Annotated in this window: 19 protein-coding genes; 7 read left to right on the top strand and 12 right to left on the bottom strand. The window is 62.4% G+C overall.

All coding sequences use genetic code 11. The annotated features are described in order from the left end of the window. Positions 1-104 precede the first annotated feature (104 nt). Positions 105-641, bottom strand: a complete 537-nt coding sequence (locus QMG46_RS19170; RefSeq protein WP_281852931.1) for an NUDIX hydrolase — start codon at positions 639-641, stop codon at positions 105-107. 202 nt (positions 642-843) lie between these two features. On the opposite strand from QMG46_RS19170, the gene QMG46_RS19175 reads away from it, so the two are divergent. The 3 genes from QMG46_RS19175 (at position 844) to QMG46_RS19185 (ending at position 5,079) form a co-directional block, all read left to right on the top strand. Further along, positions 844-1,812 carry a hypothetical protein gene (locus tag QMG46_RS19175; RefSeq protein ID WP_281849458.1) on the top strand — a complete coding sequence of 323 codons (969 nt, stop codon included), beginning with the start codon at positions 844-846 and terminating at the stop codon, positions 1,810-1,812. Positions 1,813-2,024: 212 nt separating this feature from the next. Next, complete coding sequence (locus tag QMG46_RS19180) at positions 2,025-3,512, top strand: amino acid permease (protein ID WP_281849459.1); 1,488 nt, start codon at positions 2,025-2,027, stop codon at positions 3,510-3,512. 103 nt (positions 3,513-3,615) lie between these two features. Beyond that, positions 3,616-5,079: an amino acid permease gene (locus tag QMG46_RS19185; protein ID WP_281849460.1), complete on the top strand. Its 1,464-nt coding sequence runs from the start codon at positions 3,616-3,618 to the stop codon at positions 5,077-5,079. A gap of 435 nt (positions 5,080-5,514) precedes the next feature. On the opposite strand, the gene QMG46_RS19190 is transcribed toward QMG46_RS19185, so the two are convergent. Further along, entirely contained in the window at positions 5,515-5,850 is a 336-nt protein-coding gene (locus tag QMG46_RS19190; RefSeq protein WP_281849461.1) for a high-potential iron-sulfur protein, read from the bottom strand. A gap of 173 nt (positions 5,851-6,023) precedes the next feature. On the opposite strand from QMG46_RS19190, the gene QMG46_RS19195 reads away from it, so the two are divergent. From QMG46_RS19195 to QMG46_RS19210, 4 genes are all read left to right on the top strand, one after another. After that, entirely contained in the window at positions 6,024-6,671 is a 648-nt protein-coding gene (locus QMG46_RS19195) for a methylthioribulose 1-phosphate dehydratase (protein WP_281849462.1), read from the top strand. A 73-nt stretch (positions 6,672-6,744) separates the two neighbouring features. Continuing rightward, a complete protein-coding gene (locus QMG46_RS19200) occupies positions 6,745-7,314 on the top strand; it encodes a 1,2-dihydroxy-3-keto-5-methylthiopentene dioxygenase (protein WP_281849463.1) in 570 nt (189 codons plus the stop codon). Then, on the top strand, positions 7,311-7,997 hold the full coding sequence (mtnC, locus tag QMG46_RS19205) for an acireductone synthase (protein ID WP_281849464.1): 687 nt from the start codon (positions 7,311-7,313) through the stop codon (positions 7,995-7,997). Before QMG46_RS19200 ends, mtnC begins: the two co-directional genes overlap by 4 nt. Positions 7,998-8,021: 24 nt before the next feature. Continuing rightward, entirely contained in the window at positions 8,022-9,059 is a 1,038-nt protein-coding gene (locus tag QMG46_RS19210; protein WP_281849465.1) for a C13 family peptidase, read from the top strand. Positions 9,060-9,218: 159 nt separating this feature from the next. Here the strand turns inward: QMG46_RS19210 and hisIE are convergent, their stop codons facing one another. The 10 genes from hisIE to QMG46_RS19260 all read right to left on the bottom strand — a co-directional run bounded on the left by hisIE (position 9,219) and on the right by QMG46_RS19260 (position 19,125). Beyond that, entirely contained in the window at positions 9,219-9,848 is a 630-nt protein-coding gene (hisIE, locus tag QMG46_RS19215; RefSeq protein ID WP_281849466.1) for a bifunctional phosphoribosyl-AMP cyclohydrolase/phosphoribosyl-ATP diphosphatase HisIE, read from the bottom strand. Further along, a complete protein-coding gene (hisF, locus tag QMG46_RS19220) occupies positions 9,845-10,615 on the bottom strand; it encodes an imidazole glycerol phosphate synthase subunit HisF (protein WP_281849467.1) in 771 nt (256 codons plus the stop codon). The genes hisIE and hisF overlap by 4 nt, the downstream gene beginning before the upstream one ends. Beyond that, positions 10,609-11,337 carry a 1-(5-phosphoribosyl)-5-[(5-phosphoribosylamino)methylideneamino]imidazole-4-carboxamide isomerase gene (locus tag QMG46_RS19225; protein ID WP_281849468.1) on the bottom strand — a complete coding sequence of 243 codons (729 nt, stop codon included), beginning with the start codon at positions 11,335-11,337 and terminating at the stop codon, positions 10,609-10,611. The genes hisF and QMG46_RS19225 overlap by 7 nt, the downstream gene beginning before the upstream one ends. After that, a complete protein-coding gene (hisH, locus tag QMG46_RS19230; RefSeq protein ID WP_281849469.1) occupies positions 11,334-11,924 on the bottom strand; it encodes an imidazole glycerol phosphate synthase subunit HisH in 591 nt (196 codons plus the stop codon). Before hisH ends, QMG46_RS19225 begins: the two co-directional genes overlap by 4 nt. Then, positions 11,924-12,988: a bifunctional histidinol-phosphatase/imidazoleglycerol-phosphate dehydratase HisB gene (hisB, locus tag QMG46_RS19235; protein ID WP_281849470.1), complete on the bottom strand. Its 1,065-nt coding sequence runs from the start codon at positions 12,986-12,988 to the stop codon at positions 11,924-11,926. Before hisB ends, hisH begins: the two co-directional genes overlap by 1 nt. Next, positions 12,985-14,049 carry a histidinol-phosphate transaminase gene (hisC, locus tag QMG46_RS19240; protein WP_281849471.1) on the bottom strand — a complete coding sequence of 355 codons (1,065 nt, stop codon included), beginning with the start codon at positions 14,047-14,049 and terminating at the stop codon, positions 12,985-12,987. The genes hisB and hisC overlap by 4 nt, the downstream gene beginning before the upstream one ends. Continuing rightward, positions 14,046-15,362 carry a histidinol dehydrogenase gene (gene hisD, locus QMG46_RS19245; protein ID WP_281849472.1) on the bottom strand — a complete coding sequence of 439 codons (1,317 nt, stop codon included), beginning with the start codon at positions 15,360-15,362 and terminating at the stop codon, positions 14,046-14,048. The genes hisC and hisD overlap by 4 nt, the downstream gene beginning before the upstream one ends. Next, positions 15,359-16,249, bottom strand: a complete 891-nt coding sequence (gene hisG / locus QMG46_RS19250; RefSeq protein WP_281849474.1) for an ATP phosphoribosyltransferase — start codon at positions 16,247-16,249, stop codon at positions 15,359-15,361. Before hisG ends, hisD begins: the two co-directional genes overlap by 4 nt. Beyond that, a complete protein-coding gene (locus QMG46_RS19255) occupies positions 16,246-16,581 on the bottom strand; it encodes a YerC/YecD family TrpR-related protein (protein ID WP_281849475.1) in 336 nt (111 codons plus the stop codon). Before QMG46_RS19255 ends, hisG begins: the two co-directional genes overlap by 4 nt. 984 nt (positions 16,582-17,565) lie before the next feature. Beyond that, the gene (locus tag QMG46_RS19260; protein ID WP_281849476.1) at positions 17,566-19,125 is read right to left on the bottom strand and encodes a protein adenylyltransferase SelO; all 1,560 of its coding nucleotides are present in this window, start codon (positions 19,123-19,125) and stop codon (positions 17,566-17,568) included. Positions 19,126-19,172 lie beyond the last annotated feature (47 nt).

Consider the following 19,172-nt stretch of genomic DNA (forward strand, 5'->3'; position numbering starts at 1 on the left):
TCAGCGTTTCGCACTTGCGTAACCTGCCCCCTCTCCCCTGGCTTCGCCGGGGGAGAGGGTTGGGGTGAGGGGGCGCAAGAGGCGATGCGAAGCGAGCCTACAAATCAATCAGGCGCCCCGGCGAGCCACAGCCTGGCCATACGCCGCAACGAAACATCCAACGTCTCGTCTTCGACCATCCCGCGAATATCCCGCCACGCAAGCGCCAACGACTCTTCATTCAACACGAACGCCTCACTACCGCGCGCACGAACGACATAGCGCACGTCGTAATGCCAATGCCCCGGCTCCTGGCCCCGCTCGGGAATCCAGTGACGGTCGATGTCGAAGATAGCCGGTTCGACCACCAGATCGACCAGGCCCGTTTCTTCCTCGGCTTCGCGCAAGGCGACGCGCGCCAGATCAGGGTCGCCATCGGCATGCCCGCCCGGCTGCAGCCAGCGACCAAGCTTTCGATGATGCATCAACAGCACTCGCTCGCCGTCGGCGCTGACCAACCAGGATGAACCGGTGAAGTGCCCTTCCCTGTTGCTGCGCTCGAACGCAGCGGGTGTATCGCGCAGAAAATTGGCGAATTGCTGCGCAGCTTCGTCATCGGGACAGCGCGACGCATAGTCGTCCAGCAAAAGGGATAACGGCATCGGCGACGGACTGACACTCACGAGCTGGACACCCCGAAAACAAACAGGGCGCCATTGTATAGCGAAGCTCCCCTACACAAAGCCATTCAAAAAACTCACGGCACACCACAGATTTTTTCGCTTCTAGAAGACCTACAAAGCAACCTAGCCTTGAGCCGAAGGATGTAGTCGTCCACGGACAGAGCCCAAGGAGGCGTTTTACATGGAAGCAAGGAAGTCACTAGCGTGTCTCGGTCTGACGCTGCTCGGCATTTCCCAGATCGACACCGCAAGCGCATCGGACGTTAACTATACCGGCCCACTGCTTACGCCCAATCCCGGCATCCTGCCGCGCGGCACGGTGAGTATCGAGCCCTATCTGATTCATTCCAGCAGTCACTATTACTACGACAACGAAGGTAATAAGCACAGACAACGTCGTACGGCCCAATGGCAAACGCTGGTTCCCATCAACGTGGGCGTGGCCGAACGGTTCGGCATGCAGGCGACGCTGGGTGCAACACACAAGGTGGCGCAGGGAGGACAACACTCGACCGGCATGCGCTTCAACGACACGTCGCTGCGGGCGCAATTTCTGCTCTTGCGTCCCAGCGCTGACGGCCTCCGGCCCGCGCTTTCGATCAGCGCCATCCATCGTTTTCCGACCGGCAGCTACGACCGACTCGACAACAACCCGTTGAATGGCTCGGGCAATGGCTTGCACGGTGATCGCGTCGACATGCTGATACAGCAAAGCCTGTCGATGCCGACCGGGCGACCGCTGCGCTGGCGCGGACGACTCGCCTACGACTTCAATCCTGGCGCCATCGATATCCGCGGGCAAAGCGTCTATGGCACCGACGCAGGATTTCGCGGCCGAGCCGATCTCAGCCATGCCTGGAGCGCGTCGGCCAGCGCCGAGTACAGCATCGATGCTCATTGGGTGCTGGCGATGGAGCTTGCCTATCAGCGCAGCAGCACGACACGCGTCTATGGCTCAGCACCTGTCGGCAGCCGGAGAGTGGCCGTCGACCGACCCGGCAGCATCGGCCGCAACGTCAGTATTGCCCCGGCGATCGAGTACAACATCAACGGCAAGTTGGGCATCATCGCCGGTGTGCACATGAGCGTGGCCGGGCGCAACAGCGACGCCTTCGTCGCCCCCCAAGCCGCTGTCAATATGGTTTTTTGATCCATCCACGTGCCGTATGGCACATCCATTCGTCCGCGCATGCGTCTAGGCGCCAGCCGCCAAAGCCCGGCACAGGGCGCCTTGACCGCAGTGCAGCTTGTACCGCCATGTTCAGCTGGGATATGGTGTTTCGGATGTGTCCGAACCGAAGCGTCGGCGGGTACCTCCTCTAATAACAAGCTGCGCATGGCACCACCGTTTTGGGGAAAAACATGCTGAAGAATTTGTTTGCTACACACGCCATCGAGGCCAACCCGCACGTCGATGCCGGGGAAACTCATGGTGGGATCGAGGGCGAGGCCACGCTCAAACGCGCGCTCACCGCGCGTCACCTGATCATGCTCGGTATCGGCGCCATCATCGGCGCGGGTATTTTCGTGATCACCGGCCAGGCAGCGGCCGATCACGCCGGTCCGGCCATCGTACTGAGCTTCATTCTCGCCGGCTTTGCCTGCGCGCTGGCCGCACTGTGCTACGCCGAGTTCGCCGCGATGATCCCGGTCTCGGGCAGCGCCTACTCGTACTCCTATGCCACGTTGGGCGAATACGTCGCCTGGTTCGTCGGCTGGAGCCTGGTGCTCGAATATTTGTTCACGGTCGCCACCGTGGCTTCGGGCTGGTCCGGTTACTTCAACAAACTGCTTTCGCTGGTCAGCGGCTGGATCGGCCATGACGTATCGCTGCCGGCGATCCTGGCCGCGGCCCCGTTCACGGTGGTCGATGGACATATCCAGGCGACCGGGATGCTGATCAATCTGCCGGCGGTGGCGATCATCGCCGCGATCACCGGGCTGTGCTACGTCGGCATCACCCAGTCCGCGTTCGTCAATTCGATCATCGTGGCGATCAAGGTCGTGGTGATCCTGCTGTTCATCGCGTTCGCTGCCAAGTACGTCAACCCGGAACACTGGCACCCCTTCATTCCCGCCAACGAAGGCGGTTCGAAGTACGGCTGGGCAGGTGTCGGACGCGCGGCGGCCATCGTGTTCTTCTCCTATATCGGCTTCGATGCGGTATCCACCGCCGCGGCCGAAGCGAAGAACCCGCAGCGCGACATGCCTATCGGCATCATGGGCTCGCTGGTGGTCTGCACGGTGCTCTACATCATCGTGGCGGGCATCCTGACCGGCATCGCCGACTTCCGCCTGCTGGGCACGCCCGAGCCGGTCGCTACCGCGCTGGACAATTACCCGACGCTGCGCTGGTTGCAGGTCATCGTGGTTATCGGCGCCGTTACCGGCCTGAGCTCGGTGATCCTGGTCATGCTGATGGGTCAGCCGCGCATCTTCTATTCGATGGCGCGCGACGGTCTGATTCCGGCGGTGTTCGGCCGCATCCACAGGAAGTTCCGCACACCGCATGTCGGCACCGTCGTGGTAGGCGTTCTCGCCGCGGCACTGGGCGGCCTGTTCAACATCGGCGTGCTGGGCGAAATGGTCGCCATGGGTACCTTGCTTGCCTTTGCTACCGTCTGCATCGGCGTGCTGGTTCTGCGCTACACGCGCCCGGAACTGCCGCGCGCCTTCCGCGTGCCGGTGCCGTGGCTGGTCTGCCCGCTGGGTGCACTCGCCTGCCTGGCGCTGTTCCTGCAGTCGTTCGTGGAACATTGGCGCTGGATGGTGGCCTGGATCGTGATCGGCCAGATCATCTACTTCGGCTACGGCTATTCGCACAGCAAACTGCGCAAACACAACGCCTGAAGTATCTTGCACCAGGGCCGGCCTCGCGCCGGCCCTTTCTCTTTGGTTCGGGACGACCGTTCGCCCGGCATCTCGCCTCATCAGGCTTCATCAGGTTCGACGCATGCTAAAGCAGTTACTTGCCCGCAAGACCGATTTCAGCGACGCCAACGACGAGTCTCACGGCCCGTCGCTGCGCCGTACGCTCGGCCCCTGGGGCATCACCGCGCTCGGTATCGGCGCGGTCATCGGTACCGGCATCTTCGTGGTGACGGGGCAGGCCGCGGCCGACCACGCCGGCCCCGCGGTGTTGATCTCCTTCATTCTTGCGGCGGTCTGCAGCGGCTTTACCGCGCTGTGCTACGCGGAGTTCGCCACGCTGATCCCGATCTCGGGCAGTTCCTACTCCTACGCATACGCCACGCTAGGCGAGCTGGTGGCCTGGTTCATCGGTTGGAACATGGTGCTGGAATACGGCATCTCCGCCTCGGCGGTCGCCGCCAGCTGGACCGGCTATTTCGTCAGCCTGCTCGACCATGTCGGCGTACACCTGCCCAAGGCGCTGACCGAAGCTCCGCTGGCTTATACCAACGGCCATCTGGTCGCGACCGGCCACCTCCTGAATCTGCCGGCGGTCGCGATCGTGCTGGCACTGACCTGGCTGTGTTACGTCGGCATCCGCGAGTCGGCCGGTATCAATCTGGCCATGGTCGCACTGAAGGTCGGCCTGATCATCGTGGTCGTCGTGGCGGGCTATCGCTATGTCGACCCGGCCAACTGGCACCCGTTCATTCCCGCGCAACAGGGACCGGACAAGTACGGCTGGGCCGGCATCATGCGCGGTGCGGCCATGGTGTTCTTTGCCTACATCGGCTTCGAAGCCACCTCGACCGCGGCGCAGGAGTGCAAGAACCCGCAACGCGACCTGCCCTTCGGCACCCTGGTGTCGCTGGTCATCTGCACGGTGCTCTATCTCGCGATGGCGGCCGTGTTGACCGGCCTGATTTCGTATACCCAACTGGGTACGGACGAACCGGTGGTGACAGCCATCCGCGCCCATCCACAACTGGGCTGGCTGCGTTACGTCGTCGAAGGCGGCGCCATGATCGGCCTGTCTTCCGTGATCCTGGTGATGATCATCGCGCAGCCGCGCATCTTCATGATCATGTCGCGCGACGGCCTGTTGCCGAAGGTATTCAACCGCATCCATCCGCGCTATCGCACGCCGCATTTGAACACCATCATCACCGGTGTCGGCATCGCGATTCTCGCGGCCGTGTTTCCGCTCGACCTGCTCGCCAACCTCACCTCGATGGGCACGCTGATCGCCTTTGTCGCCGTGTGCGCGGGCGTGTTGATCCTGCGCTACACCGCGCCCGATCTGCCGCGAAGCTTCCGCGTGCCAGGCGCATGGTTCGTCTGCTCGGCTGGCGTGTTGAGCTGCTGCGCACTGCTTTACACGATGGAGTGGTTCAACTGGCTGTTGATGATCGGCTGGACTGTGATTGGCCTGGCGATCTACTTCGGCTACGGCATGCGGCACAGCCGTCTGCGCCGCGGTTCAGCTTTGAAGTCGGTTAACGAATAACAAAACTTCGCCGATTTTCTTTGAAAGTCGGCGAAAAATACCAACTTCGCTGTATACCGGTTTTACACGGAACGCACAAAAGTCGTTCCTTCAAATCTCGATAGCTGACATAAGTTGTTGATTTTTAATGACTTAACGAGAAATTATTTTTAAAATTCATGCTTCATCGTGGTTGCGGCCAAGTCAACCGGAGTATGATCGGTGGTCCGAGGGTTGATCACTTGGCAGTGGGCCCCGGATCGCCGCCCGGCGCGTCAGGCAAGCAGCTCCTCGCCTGACGCGCCTGGGCTGCACCTTTCCTCGCAAACGTCGTCGAGCATCGCTCCGACATTCCTCTTGGCAACGCTCTTGATGTCGCGATCACGTCGTCGCGACGTAGACAAAACAAAGGCCGGCATGCGCCGACCTTGTTGTACTGCCGAGGTAAAAGTTTTTTTACGCTTTCTTCGGGTTGTGAGACACGCACCAACCCTTTGCATTCACGGATTTGCCGGGGAACAGCTGACACGGACCGTAACCCGTCGCGCCGCCCGAGTAGAACTGGCAGTTGGCGCAATCGTCGCCGGCCTTATGCTTGCTATCAGTAGTCTTGGCGGCATTTTCGACATAGCCGAGCGCCTTGGCGGTCGGATCGGATTCGGATACATGCGGCAGGTCGGCTGCGCGAGCGAAACGCGGCAGTGCGCCACCGGCAATGACAGCCACTGCGGCAGTGCCAGCGGCGGCCTTGAGAAAGCGGCGACGCGATTCGATATCTTTGTCATGCGACATTGGTAAAACCTCCGTCTGAAGCGTTCACCGCACACCGCGGCGAATCCAAAGCCGATGGTACGTTGCATTGAACGAAGGCTGCGAGAATGGCTCGCATTTCTGCGTTCAGGCCCCAAAACGGGCGGTTGCGGCCGCCGTGTTATATTCCACCACCATTTAGACGTCCATTTGCCATGAGCCAGGTCCTGCCAGCCACGATATCCCCGACGCTTTTCGCCGAGCGTGCCGACGCCATCGCTACGGCTGCCGGCGAACTGGCCGCGCACGGCTGGACGCCTGCCACCAGCAGCAACTTCTCCATGCGGCTGGACGGCGACCTCGCCGCCATTACCATCTCCGGGCGCGACAAAGGCAGGCTCGGGCGCGACGACATCATGATCGTCGACATGGATGGCAAGGCGGTCGGTACCAGCGCACGCCCTAGCGCCGAAACCGAACTGCACACGCAGATCTATCGCCGCTATCCCGAGATGAATGTCGTCCTGCATACGCACTCGCGCACGCAAAGCGTGGCTTCGCGGCTGTTTGCCAAAGACGGCGTGGTGAAGCTGGAGGGCTGGGAGCTGCAGAAGGCGATCGCGGGACAGACGACCCACGACGCCAGGCTCGACGTTCCCGTTTTCCCCAATACCCAGCACATGCCCGAGCTGGTCGCGCAGGTCGATGCCTGGCTCGATGCCGGCAAGCCCTTGTACGCCTACCTGATCAACGGCCACGGTATTTATACCTGGGGCCGCGACATGGCCGAGACACGTCGCCATCTCGAAGCACTGGAATTTCTGCTCGGCTGCGAGCTCGACCTCAAGCGGCTGGGCGCCTGACCTTGCCCCCTTCCCCATTCGCCCACACCGATGAGTGCGGCGATTTTCACCTCTCCCGCACTGGAGCCTCGCCATGAGCCGTTTGCGTATCTATCAGGACTCCCATCCCGACGCCCCCTTGTCGGTGCATACCAGCCATGCCGAGATTTCGCGCGAGCTGGGCAAGGCCGGCGTGCGTTTCGAGCAATGGGAAGCCGCCCAGCCGATCGCCCCGGGCGCCAGCCAGGATGAAGTCATCGCCGCCTATCGCGCCGATATCGACCGGCTGATGGCCGGCGAAGGCTATCAGGCGGTCGACGTGATCAGTCTCAAGCCCGATCACCCCGAACGGGCCGCCATGCGCCAGAAGTTCCTGAACGAGCACACCCATAGCGAGGACGAAGTTCGTTTCTTCGTCGCCGGCGCGGGGCAGTTCACCTTGCACATCGACGGCAAGGTCTATGAAGTGCTTTGCGAACAAGGCGACCTCATCGGCGTCCCCGATGGCACGCCGCACTGGTTCGACATGAGCGAGTCGCCCTATTTCGTGGCGATCCGCCTGTTTACCAACAAGGAAGGCTGGGTTGCGCAATTCACCGGCGAGGATATCGCCGAGAAGTTCCCGCGCATGACGCCTCACGCAACGGCATCAGCAGCGCTATGACTACGATTCGCGCCATCGTCACCGATATCGAGGGCACCACCAGCTCGATCAGCTTCGTCAAGGACGTCTTGTTTCCGTACGCCCGCAAACGCCTGCCGGCCTACGTCGAAACGCACGGCGACAAGCCTGAAGTGCAGCACTGGCTGCATGAGGCGGCCAAAGAGGCCGGCATCGTCGAGGCCAGCCGCCAGGAAATCATCGAGCTGCTGTTGAGCTGGATCGACGAGGACCGCAAGTCCACGGCGCTCAAAGCCTTGCAGGGCATGATCTGGAAAGACGGCTACGAAGACGGCGACTATCGCGCGCACATCTATCCTGAAGTATCCGCACGCCTGCATGCCTGGCGCGGCGAAGGCTTGCACTTGTACGTGTATTCGTCGGGCTCGGTGCCCTCGCAACGCCTGTTCTTCGGCTACAGCGAAGCAGGCGACCTGACCCCGATGTTCGCCGGCTATTTCGATACCGAGACCGGTCCGAAACGGGAACGCGCGTCATACGAGCGCATCGCCGCGGCGATCGACGAGCAGCCTGGGCATATCCTGTTCCTGTCCGACATCGTCGAAGAGCTGGACGCAGCCCAGGCCGCCGGTTTCCAGACCGCCTGGCTCGTGCGCCCGCCGCAGGCGCTGCCGGAACAGCCGCGCCATCCGGTCTATCGCGACTTCGACGCCATCACTCCCTGACCCGACCACACGCGAGCCTGACGCATGCGTAACGCACTGATCGCCCTGCTCGCGTTTGCCGCCGGCGTCCTGGCCATGGTGGTCATCGGGCACTACCGTCCACCTGTAATGAATGCGCCGGTGTCGACAATCAGCGCGCCGGCGCATGCCACCAGCAGCGAGCCGGCCGAGGCATCCTCCGCCACCGATAACGACGATGGCGGCGAGGATGACAACGCTGCATCGAACTGGCCAAGCGACGGCCTGACGCCCGAGCAGGTGATGTACGCCCAGCCGCAGTTGCTGCACCACGCCGTCTCGCAGCTGACGCCTCGTGTACCGGGCAAACCCAATCTCTATGTCGTTGCATTCGCCGGTGACGGCGGCGAAGACGTGTTTCGCAACGAAGTGGAATACAGCAGCAAACTGTTCGGCCGTTTCGGGCCAAGCGCACACACGCTGATACTGGAAAACAACCCCGCATCGCTGAGCACGCGTCCGCTGGCCAACTGGAGCAACCTGGAAAGCGCGCTGGAATCGATCTCGAGCGTGATGAAACCGGACGAGGACATCCTGCTGCTCTACCTGACCACGCACGGCGGCCACGACAGCACCCTGCTGGTCGATATGGACCCGGTGCCACTCGACCAGATCGGCCCGCCGGACCTGGCCGATATTTTCAAGAAGCACCCGTTCAAGTGGAAAGTCGTGGTGGTCAATTCGTGCTATTCCGGCGGCTTCGTGCCGGAGATCCGCGGGCCGGGCACCCTGGTGCTGACCGCCGCCCGAAAAGATCGCAGCTCGTTCGGCTGCGGTAGCGATTCGGATATCACGTATTTCGGCAAAGCGTGGCTGACCGATGCACTGAACAAGACCCCGGATTTTATCGAGGCATTCAACCAGGCAAGCGGCGAGATCGCACAATGGGAACAACAGGGCAAGCTGACGCCGTCCGAGCCGCAGATCGATATCGGTGACGGTATCGTCGATCAGCTGGCGAAATGGCGGCGTGGTGCTGTTGATGGAGCGGTGGTGCCGTTTGTGGCGGCGCCGTCGGTGCAAAAGGCGGGTGCCAGCCCGTAGGCAGGTATTTCGCGAGCACCCGGCCCCCTCACCCCACCCCTCTCCCCCGGCAAAGCCTGGGGAGAGGGAGCAAAGCTCGCCTCAGTCAGGCCCCCTCTCCCCAGGCTTTGCCGGGGGAGAGGAGTGGGGTGAGGGGGGCTTCAAGCCCTCAACTCACCACTACCCGCGCACCGCATGCCGCTTGGCCAGCACACTCACGACATCGGCAAGCCCCAGCCCTCTGGCACGCAACAACACCGTCAGATGAAACACCAAATCGGCCGCCTCGCCGAGCAATTCCTCATCACCCTGCACCGCCGCAGCCAAGGCCGTTTCCACGCCCTCCTCGCCCACCTTCTGCGCAATACGACGAATCCCACCCTCGAACAATTGCGTGGTGTAGCTACCGGCAGGGCGCTCGGCGTTCCGCTGCGCCACCACGGCATCCAGCTCGGCTAGAAAGCCCAGCGGCGGCCGAACCTCTTCGCTCTGGCCAAAGCAACTGGACGTTCCGAGATGACAGGTCGGCCCATGCGGCTCCGCACCGATCAACAACGTGTCGGCATCGCAATCGATGCGCACCGACTTCGATGCCAGCACATGACCTGAGCTCTCGCCCTTGGTCCATAACCGCGCCTTGCTGCGGCTATAGAACGTAACCTTGCCGTCGCGAAGCGTCTGCTCCAGCGCCTCGCGATTCATATAGCCCAGCATCAGCACTTCACCGCTCAGGTGATGCTGAACCACTGCGGGCAGCAGGCCATCGCCCTTGGCCCAGTCCAGCGCCGCCGGATCGATCGATGTCTTCATAAACGGACGTCCACGGAGCGCTCGCGCAGGAACTGCTTGAGTGCGGGAATCGAGATGCTGCCGGAATGAAACACACTGGCGGCCAGCGCGCCATCCACGTCGGCGCTTTCAAATACATCGAGGAAATGACCCGGTTCGCCCGCACCGCCCGACGCAATCAGCGGCACATGGCAAAGCGAACGCGCGGCAGCCAATTGCTCCAGATCGTAGCCTTCGCGCACACCATCGCTGCCCATGCAGTTGAGCACGATCTCGCCCGCCCCGCGCTGCTGTGCTTCTTCCATCCAATCAAGCGTACGGCGTGGCAAGGCCTGGGTCTTGTCCGGATCGCCGGTGTATTGGCGTACCCGCCATTCGCCGTCCGCGTCACGCAGGCTGTCGATGCCGACCACGACGCATTGCACACCAAAGGCGGCGGCCAGTTCGCCGATCAGCTCGGGGCGTTCCAATGCGGGCGAATTGACCGATATCTTGTCGGCACCGGCATAAAGCACCTCACGCGCCTGCTCGACGTTGCGGATGCCACCGGCCACGCAGAATGGAATATCGATCACCTGCGCGACCCTCTCCACCCAACTGCGATCGACGCTACGCGCCTGCGGACTGGCAGTGATGTCGTAGAACACCAGTTCGTCCGCACCTTCGTCGCGATAGCGCAGTGCCAGATCGACGATATCGCCCATGACGACATGGTCGCGAAAACGCACACCCTTGACGACTTTACCGTCGCGCACGTCAAGACAGGGAATGATGCGACGACTCAACACGCCAGCGCCTCCTCGAGAGTAAAACGCCCTTCCAATAGCGCCCGACCGAGAATCACCGCTTCAGCGCCCGCGTCGCGTGCTGCGACGATATCCGCGATGGAACGCACACCGCCGGATGCCTGGATGGTCAGTGTCGGTGCGAGCGCATGCAGATGGCGATACAGCTCGAGATTAAAACCGCTGAGCATGCCGTCGCGATCGATATCGGTGCACAACAGATGCCGAGCGCCATGCGTTTCGTACCAGGGCGCCAGGTCGTCGAGTTGACCAGCCTCCATTGATGTCCAACCCGCACTGGGCAAGGCCCAGCGCCCCTCATGCCAGCGCGTATCAAGCGCAATGGTGAGGTGCTCGGCACCGAATGCGGAGATCCACTGTCCGACAAGATCAGGCTCGCGCATGGCCACGCTGCCGACGACAACACGTGCCACACCGGCGTCGAACAGACGACGCACATCGGCCTCGCCGCGCACGCCGCCACCGGCCTGGATCCGCAGCCCCGACGCGGCAATCGCCTCAATCGCGGTCAGGTTTTCCAGGTCGCCCGAACGCGCACCGTCCAGATCGACCATATGCAGCCACTGCGCGCCGGCCTGCAGGTAACGCGCGGCGAGTTCGGCCGGCGTGCTGTCATAGCGAGTCTCCTGGGCGTAGTCGCCCTGCTTGAGCCGCACAACGCGGCCACCACGCAGGTCGATTGCGGGTATCACGGTAAACGTCATAGCGAAAGAAAATTCCCCAACAAACGAGCGCCGACACGTGCCGAGCGCTCCGGATGAAACTGCATGCCGTGAAAATTGCGGTTGGCGATGACGGCAGAAAAATCGCCGCCGTAATTGGTGGTCGCAAGGCTGTAGTCGCCTACCGGGACCGCATAGCTGTGAACGAAATAGGCGTAGTCATCGCGCCCCAAACCGGCCAGCAACGGATGCTCGCCCTGCGCGTCGAGTCGATTCCAGCCCATATGTGGAATGCGCATGCCGTCCGTCGCGTGAAAGCGTCTGACCTGTGCAGGTACCACGCCCAGGCAATCGACATCGGCCTCTTCCGAGTGCTCGCAAAGCAGCTGCATACCAAGGCAAACGCCAAGGACCGGCTGCGTCAGCGAACGAATCGTGTCGACCAGGTTCAATTCCCGCAGCCGCGCCATGCCCGGACCCGCAGCGCCCACACCCGGCAGGATCACTTTATCTGCTGCGCGAATGGTTGCGGCATCCGAGGTCAAGGCGGCATCCACACCCAGCCGCTGCAAGGCATAGCGCACCGAGCCGATATTGGTGCCACCGGCATCGACCAGTACCACGGCCATTACAGCGCTCCTTTGGTGCTCGGCAGATCGCTGCCCTCACGCCGGATCGCCTGGCGCAGACAACGCGCCACCGCCTTGAAACAGGCCTCGATCATGTGATGCGCATTCTCGCCATGGACGCTCAAGTGCAAGTTCGCACCGAGCGTCTCGCACAGCGATCGAAAGAAATGCGGCAGCAGCTCGGTCGGCATCTGGCCCACCTGATCACGCGGCAGTACGCCTTCGAAAACGAAGTAGGGACGACCGGACAGATCCAGCGCGGCGCTGGCCTGGGTCTCATCCATCGGCAACGTAAAACCGTAGCGGCCGATACCGCGCTTGTCGCCCAAGGCCTGCTTCAGCGCCGTACCCAGCGCCAGGGCGCAGTCCTCGATCGTATGGTGTTCGTCGATGTGGATATCGCCCTCGCAGTCGAGTGTCAGCGCAAAGCCGCCATGCTTGCCCAACTGCTCGACCATGTGATCGAAAAAGCCCAGGCCGGTGTGCACTTTGGGTTCGGCGACCTGGTCGAGGTTTACTCCCACCGTGATGCGCGTTTCCTTGGTACGGCGCGTAACCTGCGCAAGGCGTGGCGCATCGAGCACCTGATGCGCCAGTTCGGTCCAGTTGATCCCGTGAGGACCGACACGCCATCCACGCACGCCAAGGTTGGCGGCAAATTGCAGATCGGTTTCGCGATCGCCCACCATCAGCGAGGCGGCGCGACTCCAGTCGTCATCGGCCAGATAGTGGCGCACCAGACCCACGCCGGGTTTGCGCGTATCCAAACCATCGGCCGGGAAACTCCGGTCGATGAGGACTTCGCGAAAGCGCACGCCCTGGCTTTCGAAAATGCGCAGCATCAACTCGTGCGGCCCCGTGAAGCTCGGCTCGGGAAAGCGTTCGGTGCCTAGACCATCCTGATTGGTCACCATGACCAGTTCGTAGCCGGACGCGACAAAACGTTGCAGCGCGGCGACCACGCCCGGCAGCAGACTGAGCTTTTCGTAGCTGTCGATCTGCTCGTCCGCCGGCTCCTCGATCAGGCAACCGTCGCGATCGACAAAAAGCAGCTTGCGGCTCATGCCGTCACTCCTTGCAGCACGGCCAAAACGCGCTGGTTTTCATCGGGCGTACCGATGGTGATGCGCAAGGCATCGCTCAGGCCCGGATAACGACGTACGTCGCGCACGACGATGCCGGCGTCGAACAAGCGCCGATAGGCGGCCGCCGCATCATCCAGACGCACAGTAAGAAAATTGGTCACCGATGGCAGAACCTCGCGCACACCGGGTGTACTGCGCAAGGCCGCCGCCATCTCGCGACGCTGTTCGCGCACCAGAAGAACCTGCTCCGTCACGGCTTTTCGACCTTGCGGCGAAAGTGCGTGTAATGCGGCATCCAGGCAAGGCGTCGGTACGGGATATGGCGGCAGTATCTTGCGTAGCAAGTCGATCACCGCCGGTGCGGCCAGTACGCTACCGACGCGTGCGCCGGCCAAGGCCCAGGCCTTGGACAAGGTCCGCAAGACAACCATGTGTTCGTAACGGTCCAGCAGATCGATCACGCTGGCATCGCCTTCATCGGCGAACTCGGCATATGCCTCGTCGACCACCAGCACAGCACGACCTGCAAGTGCCTCGGCGAGCGTAACGATCGTCTCTCGCGACACACGCTGCCCGCTGGGATTGTTGGGGCTGCAGACGAAGACCAGCTTGACGGCGTCCGTCATGCCGGTCAGCACGGCATTGGCGTCGACCTGAAACTGCTCGTCCAGGAGCACCTCGACGATGCCTGCGTTCTGCACCTGGGCACAGATCGCGTACATGCCGAAGGTGGGCGGTTGAATCAGGATCGCATCCTGCCCGGCCCGGCAGAAAGCGCGTATCAACAGATCGATCGCCTCATCACTGCCGCGCCCGACCAGAATGCGATCGCGCGTTACGCCATAGAGCGCAGCCAACTGGTCGAGCAAGGCCGCCGGTTGCGGATCGGGATAACGGTGGAACGGACCTTTCTCGCCATACGAGGGCCAGGCCGATTCATTGGCATTGAGAAACACCTCGCCGCCGCTGGCTTCGGTTCGCGCGGACGAGTACGCCTTCATCTTCAGCAGTTCCGGCCGGGCCAGATCGAGCACGCTCATGCCGCCGACTCCTGCGCCTGCAGACGCTCCAACCGCAGCGTCACCGCGCGGCGATGCGCTTCGAGCTGCTCGGCCTGCGCCAGGATGGCGGTACAAGGGCCAATAGCGCGCAAGCCGTCTTCACTCAGCTCCTGCACGGTGATCTGTTTCTGGAAACTCGCCACCGAGACGCCGCTGTAGCTACGCGCATAACCATAGGTCGGCAGAACGTGGTTGCTGCCGCTGCAATAGTCGCCCACGGATTCGGGCGTCCACGCGCCCAGGAAAATGGAACCGGCGCTTTCGATACCGGCGAGCAAGGCGCGCGGATCGGTCACCTGAAGAATCAGGTGTTCGGGCGCGTAGCGGTTACTCACGTCGACGGCTTGCGCCAGCGATGTCACTTCGATCAGGCGACTTTGTGCCAGGGCCTGGGTCGCTGTGGAGGCGCGCGGCAACAACGCGCACTGACGATCCACCTCCAGCGCAACGGCTTCAAGCAAGGCGCGCGAATCGGACAGCAGGATCACCTGGGAATCGGGACCATGCTCGGCTTGCGAGAGAAGATCGGCGGCAACGAACGGCGGATAGGCCTGCGCATCGGCGATCACCAGTACTTCCGAAGGGCCGGCGGGCATGTCGATCGCCGCGCCCTCGGGATCGCCCGACACCTGCAGCTTTGCCTCGGTAACCCAGGCATTGCCGGGCCCAAACAGCTTGTGGCTCCTGGGCACGGACGCCGTGCCATAGGCCATGGCAGCAATAGCCTGCGCGCCACCGAGCTTGAACACCTTGTGCACGCCGGTCACCTGCGCCGCATACAACACCGCCTCGTCACAACGGCCATCGGCGCGGGCCGGCGAGCACAGCGTGATTTCCGCACAGCCGGCGATATGCGCGGGCACGCCAAGCATCAAGGCAGTCGAAGGCAGCGGCGCGGTCCCTGCCGGCACATACAGCCCAACACGGCGAATCGGCCGCAACATGCGCTCGACGCGAACGCCAGGTGCGGTATCGATACCGACCGGTTGCGGCGCCGCCGCGCGATGGAACGTCTCGATGCGCTCCGCGGCCTCGCGGATCGCCGCTTTCAGATCCGTATCGAGCGCGGCCTCGGCGGCGATGAATTCCTCCGGCTGCACGGCCAACGCATCGAGCGAGCATCCGTCGTAGCGCGCGGTCAGTTCGAACAAGGCTTCGTCGCCACGCCCACGCACCTCGGCGATGATTCGTGCGACACCGTCGCGCAATGTCTCGGCGCGCGATTGCAGAGGGCGCGCCAAGGCATCGCGTCGTGCATTTTCGTCCAGATCGGACCAGTTCAATCGTTTCATGCCAGCATCTTCTCGACCGGCAGCACGAACATTTCGCGCGCGCCGGCTTTCTTGATTTCTTCAAGCTGTCGCCAGCTCACTTCACCTGCGCAAAGCGCCTGCAGCATCAGTTGATCGGGTTGCCCCGCCACCGGCAGCAAGGTCGGCTGCGGACCACCCGGCAACAAACGCGTCACTGCGTCGAGTGAACCGCGCGAAGTCTGCAAGAGCAGCAGGCGCGATTCGCGCACCTGGATGACGCCGTCGAGCCGCTTGAACAACAGCTCGATCATGTCGCCACGCTCATCGGAAGGCAGCGCACGCGGCCCGGCGAGGACCGCTTCGCTTTGCAGGATCACGTCCGTCTCGCGCAGTTGATTGGCCACCAGGGTGCCGCCGCTTTGCACCAGATCGCAGATGGCGTCGGCCGTGCCCAGCCGTGGCGCGATTTCGACCGAACCGGCCAAGGTCACCACGCCGGCGTCGATACCGTGCGTCCGCAGCCATTCCCCAAGCAACCCCGGATAGGACGTCGCAATGCGCAAGCCGCCGAGCTGCTCCGGCCGCTCATAGGCCATCTCCTGCGGCACGGCGATCGACAGCCGGCAGCGGCCGAAGCCGAGTTGACGCCACTCCGCCAAAGCCGCATCGCGGCCAGCGGACTGGGAGTATTCGTTGAGCACATTGCGCCCGACGATACCCAGGTCGCAGACGCCCTGGGCGATCAACCCGGGGATATCGTCGTCACGCACCAGTAGCAGGTCGACCGGCTCGCCTTCGCCGAAGCAGAAAAGCTTGTCGCGACTCTGCCGAAAGCTGAGTCCGCAGCGATTGAGCAGTTCCAATGCCGGCTCGGTCAACCGGCCGGACTTCTGCATCGCTATACGCAAACGATCCCTCGTACTCATGCCCGTACTCTCTTCTGTGCGGCGCGACGCCGTGCTGCACGAGCCGCGGCGGCGAGGTAGCCGCCATTGCCCTGATTCAGATACCGGGCGACTCGCCCAATCGTGGTGATGCTGACGGCGGTGAGCTCGTGGATCTCCCGGTAGGAAACCCCGTCGAGCAGGTGCGGCACCACCCGCCATCGGTCCACCAGCACTTCCAGCTCCGCCGGGGTGCACAGGTCGTGCAGGAAGGCGGACATTTCCTCCGGGTTTTTCAACGACAGCAGGGCTTCGCAGAGGCCTAGTTCGGCGGACTCGGCGGGGAGCTGGGGGTCTAGGGAGCGTCGCTTCATAATGTACTAACGCATTAACACAGTAGAGTGGACTATACGGGGTTTTGTGAGGGGCGGCAAATGGAGGGGTGATCTGATCGCTTACGCAGCCCGTCCTACTTCGTCATTCCGGCGTAGGCCGGAAGCTTTTGACGTGACGGCCTGGTTCTTGCCTGGGTGTTCGGGCGACCTGGCCGCTTACGCAGCGGGCGTTTCACTCGCCTGCCGGCGAGCGAGTCACTTTTTCTTTGCTGGCCCAAAGCAAAAGTAACCAAAAAGAAATGGCCTGTGGATCAAGGGCTCTGAGCAGCATTGAGGGATAAAACCGTTCGGACCGTCTACTCGAATCGTCAGGGGACACTTCACGCGCTTCTGAGGTACGCCGAATCTGTGCGCGAGGCGTCGCGATGGTGAGGACTTAAGGTGTTCCCTCACCCTCGCCTACCCCTCTCGTCATTCCGGCGAAGGCCGGAATCCATGCCTCAGCGTTTCCGCTTGCGACACGTTGTCTGACAAGCGAGGGCCTGAGGAATAGATGACCAGCTTCGCTGTTGAAAAGCGCCTCCGGCCTTCGCCGGAATGACGAATAGGGGAGATTAGTGCGAGGTTGGAGGTCGATCTTTGTTCTTGGCAAGCGATGCGCAGCGAGCCGTCAGCTCTTCGGGCCCCCTCGGGAGCCGAGTGAGGTTTGGACGATCAGGCCCCGAAGGGGGCATCGACAGGACGTCGATGCCTTTAGGACGGGACACGGATGTCCCGTCCTAAAGCCCGGCCAAGCCTCACGGTCGCGCAGCGACGGCGGACGCGGGGTGTCCTTTCTTTGGTTATCTTTCTTTGGACAAGCAAAGAAAGTAACTCGCACGCCGGCAGGCGGGCGAAACACGCCGCAGGCGACTTTCTAGCCAAAGTGCATCAACGCTCAAGCGACAACCCAACACCGAAGCCACTGGGTCCCCGCCTACGCGGGGATGACGAGATAGAAAGAGTTGAGGCAAATCAAGTCAATCACGAGCTACACGACAACATCGAACACCCCGCCCTCACCCGCGCCCACTCCGGCCGCCGCCCGGCAAACCGCTCCATCCGCGGCTGATCCTCATAAGGCCGCCGCAAAACATCAAGCAACGCGTAGATCCCGGACGCATCCCCCTGCTCGGCCAGATCGATCGCCTCCTGCGCCAGATAATTGCGCAACACATAGCGCGGATTTACCGCACGCATGCGCTCACGCCGCAACGCGTCGGGCACGCCATCCAGCGCCACCCGCCGCGCATACTGCATCAGCCACGCATCGAACGCAGGCGCACATTGCTCACGCTTCGCATCGTCATAAAACGCCGCCCACACCGGCTCCAACGAAGGTGCTGCCAGATCGATATCACCCAACCCGCGAAAGAACAACGTCATATCGACTTCAGCCTGATGCAACAACTCATGCAGCGATTGCGCCAGCGCCATGTCCTCGTCGCGAATCGTTTCCAAGCCCAGCTTGGCCGACATATACGCGCGATCATGCGACTGATAGACCGCCGCGTAGTGATCGAGCCCCGCCTGCAACGCTTCGGTGCCGTCAAACAACGGAGCAAGCGCGCCTGCCAAGCGGCTGAGATTCCACCAGGCGACGTTTGGCTGCTGGCCATAGCGATATCGGCGACGGCCGGCATCGGTGGTGTTGGGCGTCCAGTCCGGATCGAAATCCTCCAGCCAACCGTAGGGACCATAGTCGATGGTGAGACCGAGGATCGACATATTGTCCGTGTTCATCACGCCATGCACGAAGCCAACGCGCATCCAGTGCGCCATCAGGATCGCCGTGCGTTCGCACACCTGCTTGAACCAATCGGCGTACAACGCCACGCCCTCGCCTTCCAGCTCGGGAAAGTCGCGACGAATGGTGAAATCCACCAATTGCTTGAGCAGCGCCGTATCCCCGCGCGATGACGGCAGCTCGAAATGACCGAAACGAATGAACGACGGCGCGACACGACAGACGATGGCACCGGGTTCGTCGCGCGGATGACCGTCGTAGAACATATCGCGCTCGATCGCATCGCCCGTAGTCACCAGGCTCAACGCGCGCGTTGTCGGCACACCCAGGTGGTGCATCGCTTCACTGCAAAGGAACTCGCGAACGGACGAGCGCAACACGGCACGCCCGTCGGCGCCACGCGAATAGGGCGTGCGCCCGGCACCTTTCAGTTGAAGCTCCCAGCGCTGTCCCGCCTCGGTAATCAGCTCGCCCAGTGAAATGGCGCGACCGTCGCCCAGTTGGCCCGCCCATACGCCGAACTGATGACCACCATAGTTGGTCGCATACGGCTGCATGCCTGGCAGCAATCCATTGCCGCCGAAAGTTCGCGCAAAGTCATCACTGGCGATGTCTTCTGGCGTGAAACCCAGTGTGCTGGCCATCTCTACGGAATAAGCCAACACATGGGGCGAGGACACGGCCGCGGGCGATACCGCCGAATGCAGGGCGCCGTCGACCTGGCGTACTCGCGGGCCCTGCTCGGGGTCGCCGGGAAGCTCACGGATAAAGCTGTTATCGAAGGTGAATATGCGCATGGAGCCGATATAGGGGCGTTGTGCCCACTCCCAAGGCGGCAGTGACG

The sequence above is a fragment of the Dyella sp. GSA-30 genome, assembly GCF_027924605.1.
In the GTDB taxonomy this organism is placed as follows: domain Bacteria; phylum Pseudomonadota; class Gammaproteobacteria; order Xanthomonadales; family Rhodanobacteraceae; genus GSA-30.

Bases quoted from the DNA above. Each gene is read 5' to 3' on its own strand.
- QMG46_RS19170 (WP_281852931.1), bottom strand. From the start codon at position 641: ATGCCGTTATCCCTTTTGCTGGACGACTATGCGTCGCGCTGTCCCGAT.
- QMG46_RS19175 (WP_281849458.1), top strand. From the start codon at position 844: ATGGAAGCAAGGAAGTCACTAGCGTGTCTCGGTCTGACGCTGCTCGGC.
- QMG46_RS19180 (WP_281849459.1), top strand. From the start codon at position 2,025: ATGCTGAAGAATTTGTTTGCTACACACGCCATCGAGGCCAACCCGCAC.
- QMG46_RS19185 (WP_281849460.1), top strand. From the start codon at position 3,616: ATGCTAAAGCAGTTACTTGCCCGCAAGACCGATTTCAGCGACGCCAAC.
- QMG46_RS19190 (WP_281849461.1), bottom strand. From the start codon at position 5,850: ATGTCGCATGACAAAGATATCGAATCGCGTCGCCGCTTTCTCAAGGCC.
- QMG46_RS19195 (WP_281849462.1), top strand. From the start codon at position 6,024: ATGAGCCAGGTCCTGCCAGCCACGATATCCCCGACGCTTTTCGCCGAG.
- QMG46_RS19200 (WP_281849463.1), top strand. From the start codon at position 6,745: ATGAGCCGTTTGCGTATCTATCAGGACTCCCATCCCGACGCCCCCTTG.
- mtnC (WP_281849464.1), top strand. From the start codon at position 7,311: ATGACTACGATTCGCGCCATCGTCACCGATATCGAGGGCACCACCAGC.
- QMG46_RS19210 (WP_281849465.1), top strand. From the start codon at position 8,022: ATGCGTAACGCACTGATCGCCCTGCTCGCGTTTGCCGCCGGCGTCCTG.
- hisIE (WP_281849466.1), bottom strand. From the start codon at position 9,848: ATGAAGACATCGATCGATCCGGCGGCGCTGGACTGGGCCAAGGGCGAT.
- QMG46_RS19225 (WP_281849468.1), bottom strand. From the start codon at position 11,337: ATGACGTTTACCGTGATACCCGCAATCGACCTGCGTGGTGGCCGCGTT.
- hisH (WP_281849469.1), bottom strand. From the start codon at position 11,924: ATGGCCGTGGTACTGGTCGATGCCGGTGGCACCAATATCGGCTCGGTG.
- hisB (WP_281849470.1), bottom strand. From the start codon at position 12,988: ATGAGCCGCAAGCTGCTTTTTGTCGATCGCGACGGTTGCCTGATCGAG.
- hisC (WP_281849471.1), bottom strand. From the start codon at position 14,049: ATGAGCGTGCTCGATCTGGCCCGGCCGGAACTGCTGAAGATGAAGGCG.
- hisD (WP_281849472.1), bottom strand. From the start codon at position 15,362: ATGAAACGATTGAACTGGTCCGATCTGGACGAAAATGCACGACGCGAT.
- hisG (WP_281849474.1), bottom strand. From the start codon at position 16,249: ATGAGTACGAGGGATCGTTTGCGTATAGCGATGCAGAAGTCCGGCCGG.
- QMG46_RS19255 (WP_281849475.1), bottom strand. From the start codon at position 16,581: ATGAAGCGACGCTCCCTAGACCCCCAGCTCCCCGCCGAGTCCGCCGAA.
- QMG46_RS19260 (WP_281849476.1), bottom strand. From the start codon at position 19,125: ATGCGCATATTCACCTTCGATAACAGCTTTATCCGTGAGCTTCCCGGC.